The sequence below is a fragment of the Trichloromonas sp. genome (assembly GCF_041583255.1).
Taxonomy (GTDB): domain Bacteria; phylum Desulfobacterota; class Desulfuromonadia; order Desulfuromonadales; family Trichloromonadaceae; genus Trichloromonas.
The window spans coordinates 1-6,133 of sequence record NZ_JBFHGD010000194.1 but is presented as its reverse complement, the minus strand read 5'-3'; the positions used below and the strand labels follow the sequence as shown (position 1 = coordinate 6,133).

Sequence of the window (6,133 nt, the reverse complement as noted above, 5' to 3'; positions counted from 1 at the left end):
GAAGCAGCCATCACCAGTGAAACCAGCGTCGGCGAAGCCTTTCCCGATACCGGCCCCGAAACCGATTGCAACGATTCCCCACCAGCAAAGCGCCACGCCGGTGCAGCCGACGCTCAGCGCGCAACACCCGCAGGCAGAACGAACCCCCTCACCGCAGGCCGTTCCCAGGCGTACAGCTCCAGCGCTCCACCCAACTCCCACCAGCCCCCAAATGGCCGACATATTGATCGAAGGTTTAGCGGGCTCTTCGCTGACTGCGGATCTGGCACAGGAATCCCGCTCGACCCTCACTAGAGAGGATCAACCTGCCCGCTCCCCACGTTACCACATTAATCCACCCCCGGCCTATCCTGCCCTGGCCCTGAAACGCCGCTGGCAGGGAGAAGTCTGGCTGCGGGTTCTGGTCGGCGATCAAGGAGAGGTCATCGACGTCTGGGTGGAAAGCTCATCCGGTTATTCGCTGCTGGACGACACGGCCGAAAAATCGGTTCGCGGCTGGAAATTCCATCCGGCCCAAAACGGAACAGAGAATGCCAGCGAGACAGTTCTACTGCCTATCCGCTTCAGGTTGCCGCAATCCTGATAACCCTTCTTATTGAACAGCAAAAAACATGCTGGCATGAGCTTATCTGCAACCAGGCAGGCCATTCGGCGGGCTGCTTTTCCTGAGTCAGCTCCCTTTCGCTTATACACAAAGCCCCCGCCGGGAATTCCCGGCGGGGGCTTTGTGTTACCGCAACGCTGGCCTTGTCTCAGGCCGGGTTAGTTGTAGCCGGCAATTTCGTCGAACTGCAGGTACTTGTAGATCTGTTCGGCCTTGGGTGCGACCTTCTCCTTGTAGACGGCCAGGTACTCGGCCGGGGTGGGGAGCTTGCCCATGTTCGACGTGACCGCGCCCAGTTCGGCGGAGCCGAGGTACACCTTGGCGCCGTTGCCGATACGATCATCGAAGTTACGGGTCGAGGTGGAGAACATGTTGACCCCGTCGGGAACCCGCGCCTGGTTGCCCATGCAGAGGGAGCAGCCGGCGATCTCGATGCGGGCGCCCATGGCGCTGTAAATCGAATAGAGCGCCTCGTCCTTGAGTTTTTCCTGGTCCATGCGGGTCGGCGGACAGATCCAGGTGCGGACGGCCGGGTTGAACTTCTGGCCGCGCCAGATTTCGGCGGCGGCGCGGAAGTGCCCGATGTTGGTCATGCAGGAACCGAGGAAAACGTCCTGGATCGGGGTGCCGGCCACCTCGGAGAGGAGCTTGACATCGTCCGGGTCGTTCGGGCAGGCCAGGATCGGCTCGGTGATCTCGGCCAGGTCGATCTCGATGACCGCCTTGTACTCGGCGTTCTTGTCGGCCTTGAGCAGTTTGGGGGCTTTCAGCCACTCGTTGACGGCGTCGATGCGGTTCTGCAGGGTCTGCGGATCCTGGTACCCCTCTTCGATCATCTTCTTCATCAGGGCGACGTTGGAACGCAGGTAGGTGCAGACGCTCTCCTCGGAGAGCTGGATGCAGCCGGCGGCGGCGGAGCGCTCGGCGGCGGCGTCGGTCAGCTCGAAGGCCTGCTCGACGGAGAGGTCGGGCAGCCCTTCCATCTCGAGGATCTGGCCATTGAAGATGTTCTTCTTGTTCTTCTTCGGCACGGTGAGCAGCCCCTGCTTGATGGCCCAGTAGGGGATGGCGTTGACGGCGTCGCGCAGGGTGATGCCGGGATTGAACTTGCCCTTGAAGCGCACCAGCACCGACTCGGGCATATCCAGCGGCATGAAGCCCATGGCGCCGGCGAAGGCGACCAGGCCGGAGCCGGCCGGGAAGCTGATGCCGATCGGGAAGCGGGTGTGGCTGTCACCGCCGGTGCCGACGGTGTCGGGGAGCAGCAGGCGGTTGAGCCAGGAGTGGATGACGCCGTCGCCGGGGCGCAGGGCGACGCCGGCACGCTCGGCGATGAAACCGGGCAGGCTCTTGTGCATCTTCACGTCGGCCGGCTTCGGATAAGCGGCGGTGTGGCAGAAGGACTGCATGAACATCGGCGAGAGGAAGCGCAGGCAGGCCAGCTCTTTCAGTTCGTCGGCGGTCATCGGGCCGGTGGTGTCCTGGGAACCGACGGTGGTCATCTTCGGCTCGCAGGCGGTGCCGGGGAGGATCCCCTCGACGCCGCAGGCCTTGCCGACCATCTTCTGCGCCAGCGAGTAGCCTTGGCCGGCCTTGGCCACCGGGTTGACCGGCAGGGTGAAGATGTCGGTGGCGCCCATGCCGAGGGCGGCTCTGGCCTTGTCGGTCAGCGCACGCCCGATGATCAGGGGGATCCGGCCGCCGGCGCGGAACTCGTCGGGAACGGTGTTGGGCGCGATGCCGAAGGTGGTGATGACCTTGCCGGCCTCATCGGTCACTTCGCCCTTCTTGGTGTTGATGACGATAACGTCGCCGGTGTTCATGGCGGTCACGTCCATCTTCAGCGGCAGGGCGCCGGAATCCTGGGCGGTGTTGAAAAAGATCGGGGCGATGACGCCGCCGATGATGACGCCGCCGGTCTTCTTGTTGGGGACGGCCGGGATTTCATTGCCGATGTGCCAGAGCACGCTGTTGCAGGCCGACTTGCGGGAGGAACCAGTTCCGACCACGTCGCCGGCGAAAGCGACCTGAAAACCATCGGCGCGAAACTTGGCGATCTCGGCGTTGCCGGTGGGGAAGCGGGTCTTGCCCATGGCCAGGGCGTGCAGCGGGATGTCGGGGCGGCTCCAGGCGTCGCCGGCCGGGGAGAAATCGTCGGTGTTGATCTCGCCGTCGACCTTGTAAACCTTGACTTTGATGATTTCGGGCATGGCCGGCTTGGAGGTGAACCACTCGGCGTTGGCCCAGGACTCGACAACCTTTTTGGCGGCGGCGTTGGACTTGGACAGGGCCAGCACTTCGTCGAAGGCATCATAGACCAGGGTGATGCCGGACAGGGCGCAGGCGGCTTCGTCGGCCAGTTCGGCATCCTTGAGGGCTTCGACCAGGGGCTTGACATTGTAGCCGCCGATCATGGTGCCGAGAATCTTGACGGCGTCCTGCTTGCTGATCAGCGCGGATTTGGCCGTCCCTTTGAGAAGCTTGCCGAGGAAGTCGGCCTTGACTTCGGCGGCCGGGTCAACGCCGGGGGAAACGCGCTCCTTGAACAGGTTCAGCAGGAAAGCTTCCTTGCCCGCGGGGGGGGCCTGCAGCAGCTTGCACAGCTCTGCGGTCTGCTCGGGGGTCAGGGGAAGCGCGGGGATGCCCTGAGCGTTACGCTCTTCCTCGTGTTTCAGATAAGCTTCGATCATCTCTCTCCTCCTCAATGTAATGGGTTGCGGCCCGGCGTATCGACAGCCGGAGCGCCATTAAAAGTTGCCTTAGAGCCGACTTCAAGGCTTCCGGACGGGGCTAAATTCGCCCTTTTCACCCGCCGGGCGAAACCGGAAACTTGCATACTGTATACGATTGATCGGGCGATTGTCAACGTTGAAGTCGGGGAAAAATACGAGTTTGGCGGGTGCGGCAGCAGCGCTTTTCAGGGGCTCTGGATTAAATTGGCGGGGAGAAAAACCGGCGGCTTCGCGGACAGGACAACGGCTCGCTATTCCATGGGCAGCCCGGCTTTTCGCCAGGCCGACATGTGCCCTTCCAGAAGGTCGAGATTGCGGTAACCGAAAAGGCCGAGAACCGACTTGACCAGCTGCGCCCTTGGGCCATGTTCGCAGGTCAGCAGCAGCAGGGTTTCCCTGGCCTGCGGCAGCCGGACCCGACGCAGCAGGATCGACAGCAGCGGCGCATGAACGGCCCCCGGGATATGCCCGGAGCGAAATTCCATGCCGCTGCGCACATCGACGACGCAGGGGGCCTGCGGCGTTTTCAGTTTTCTTTCGAGATCGTCGATTTTCACGGCAAACCAATCCCTGGCTGTCAGTCCACTCGGCCGTTCATCCAGCCGATCAGCGCTTCGGCCGGCAAAGGCCTGGAATAAAGGTATCCCTGCACCTCGTCGCACCCCCGCGAACGCAGAAATTCGAGCTCGGCATCGGTTTCGACCCCCTCGGCCAGAACCCGCCGACCGAGGCTGTGCCCCATGGCGATGATCGCGTCGACAATGGCCGCATCATCTTTGTATATATGAATGTCACGGACAAAAGAGCGATCGATCTTCAGCCGGTCAATGGGAAAATGCTTCAGGTAGCTGAGCGATGAATAGCCGGTGCCGAAATCGTCGATCGACAGATGAATGCCGCGCACTTTGATATCGAGCATGTTGGCGATCACTTCATGGGCGCCGTGCAGCAAGGTGCTTTCGGTCAGCTCCAGTTCGAGATAATCGGCTTCAAGACCCGTTTCCTGCAGTACCTGGTCGATCATATCAATGAAACCCGGCTGCCCGAACTGTTGCCCCGACAGGTTGACGGCCATCTGGATATGGGGATAGCCGGCCTGCTGCCAGGCGACATTCTGGGCACATGCGGTTTTCAGCACCCATTCGCCGAGGGGCCTGATGAGGCCGGTATCTTCGGCCAGCGAAATGAAATTGCCCGGCAGGATCAGCCCTTTCTCCGGGTGCTGCCAGCGTACCAGGGCTTCTACCCCGAAGACCCGGCCCGAAGCCAGGTCAACCTGGGGCTGGTAGTGCAGGCAGAACTCCTCGTTACGGATCGCCCGGCGCAGGTCGGCCTCGAGCTCACTCCGCTGCAGGGTCTTGCGGTTCATCTCTTCAGAGAAAAAGCGGTAGGTATTGCGCCCCTGCTCCTTGGCGGCATACATCGCCACGTCCGAATGCTTCAGCAGCACTTCCGCTTCGCTGCCATCCGCGGGGGCAAGCACGATCCCGATACTGGTGGTCACAAAAAGCTCTTTCGAATCCAAAACCACCGGTTCGGCCATCATCTCGAGAATATGCCGGGCCACGGCCGCGGCGGCCTTTTCGCCCTGAACCGGGGAGATCAGCAGAACGAACTCGTCGCCCCCCATCCGGGCGAGGATGTCATACTGCCGCAACCCCCGGCCCAAACGGTTTGCCACCTGCCGCAGCAGTTCGTCACCGGCCGCATGCCCGAGGGTGTCATTCACCACCTTGAACTGGTCGAGATCGAGAAATAAAAGGGCCAGCTGGCTGTTATCTCGACCCACCTGGGCCAGGCTCTGTTGCAGCCGATCCATGAACAGAATCCGGTTGGGCAAACCGGTCAGGTTGTCGAAATAGGCCAGCTGGCGGATCTCCTGTTCGGCCTCCCGCCGTTCGCTCAGGTTGCGGGCCTGAAAAATCAGCCCTCCATCCCTGCCCCCAGGCAGCGCAGAGACCGAGAGCGCCACCGGGACCGTGCTGCCGTCGCGGCAGCGGTAAAAGGTTTCGCGATCAAGGACATGCTCGCCGGAGAGCATCGCGTCGAGAATTTTCTCCTGCTGCTGCGAATCCGCCAGCACATTCGAAACAGGCTGGCCGGTCAAGCTTTCGGCAGGATAATCGAGCATGCACAGGGTCGCCGGGTTGACCCTGACGATGGTGCCGTCGGAGGTGGTCACCACCAGGGAATCGGCCATGGCGTCAATGACGCTTTCAAGATGATCACGGGCCGAAACGAGCTCGCCCTTGAACCGGGACAGCTCCCCGGCCATGAGATTGAAGGACCGGGCAAGATCACCTATTTCATCGCTGCTTTCGACTTCGGTCCTGACCTCGAGATCGCCGGCACCAATTAATTCGGCGGCCCGCCTCAGGCGCCGCACGGGCCGCGATATGGCGCCGGACAAAATCATGCTGAGCACCAGAATCCCGACAAACAACAGGGCGGCGACCACCGCAATGCGCTCTATCCCCGAACGGATTTCCAGGCGAACCCGCTCACTGCTGAGGCGCAGCTCGGCCTGTTCTCTATGCAGGGCGCGCTCGATAACCTGGAGAAACCCCCTCTCGTCCCGCTCGAAAGCCTCCTTGAGTTCCAGCAGGGTTTCGCCGGAAGCCTGCAGCCCCATGGCGTTCATCAGCAGAGAACTGCGCTGCAGCAAGGCATCGCCCATCCGGCGAACATCATCAAGCACGTCCGCATGTTCGGGAAACCTGTTGACGACAAGAAATTCGTAGCGTTCAAAGGCTTCCCGGTAATCATTGTAACCGGAAGAAACCAGCTCCTGTTCTTC

At 61.8% G+C, this 6,133-nt stretch carries 4 protein-coding genes; 1 reads left to right on the top strand and 3 read right to left on the bottom strand.

Going from position 1 to position 6,133, the window contains the following annotated elements:
• On the top strand, window positions 1–583 hold a 583-nt coding region (locus ABYV89_RS13460), incomplete at its 5' end, for a TonB family protein (protein WP_432823462.1).
• Window positions 584–762: 179 nt separating this feature from the next.
• On the opposite strand, the gene ABYV89_RS13455 is transcribed toward ABYV89_RS13460, so the two are convergent.
• The 3 genes from ABYV89_RS13455 to ABYV89_RS13445 all read right to left on the bottom strand — a co-directional run.
• Window positions 763–3,294, bottom strand: a complete 2,532-nt coding sequence (locus tag ABYV89_RS13455; RefSeq protein WP_432823461.1) for a bifunctional aconitate hydratase 2/2-methylisocitrate dehydratase — start codon at window positions 3,292–3,294, stop codon at window positions 763–765.
• Window positions 3,295–3,587: 293 nt separating this feature from the next.
• The gene (locus tag ABYV89_RS13450) at window positions 3,588–3,893 is read right to left on the bottom strand and encodes a rhodanese-like domain-containing protein (RefSeq protein WP_432823460.1); all 306 of its coding nucleotides are present in this window, start codon (window positions 3,891–3,893) and stop codon (window positions 3,588–3,590) included.
• Window positions 3,894–3,913: 20 nt separating this feature from the next.
• Window positions 3,914–6,133 (bottom strand): putative bifunctional diguanylate cyclase/phosphodiesterase (locus tag ABYV89_RS13445; protein ID WP_432823459.1); only part of this gene is annotated, 2,220 nt, incomplete at its 5' end.

What these genes read in the sequence shown, in the direction of transcription:
- ABYV89_RS13455 (WP_432823461.1), bottom strand. Translation starts at nt 3,294, where the DNA reads ATGATCGAAGCTTATCTGAAACACGAGGAAGAGCGTAACGCTCAGGGC.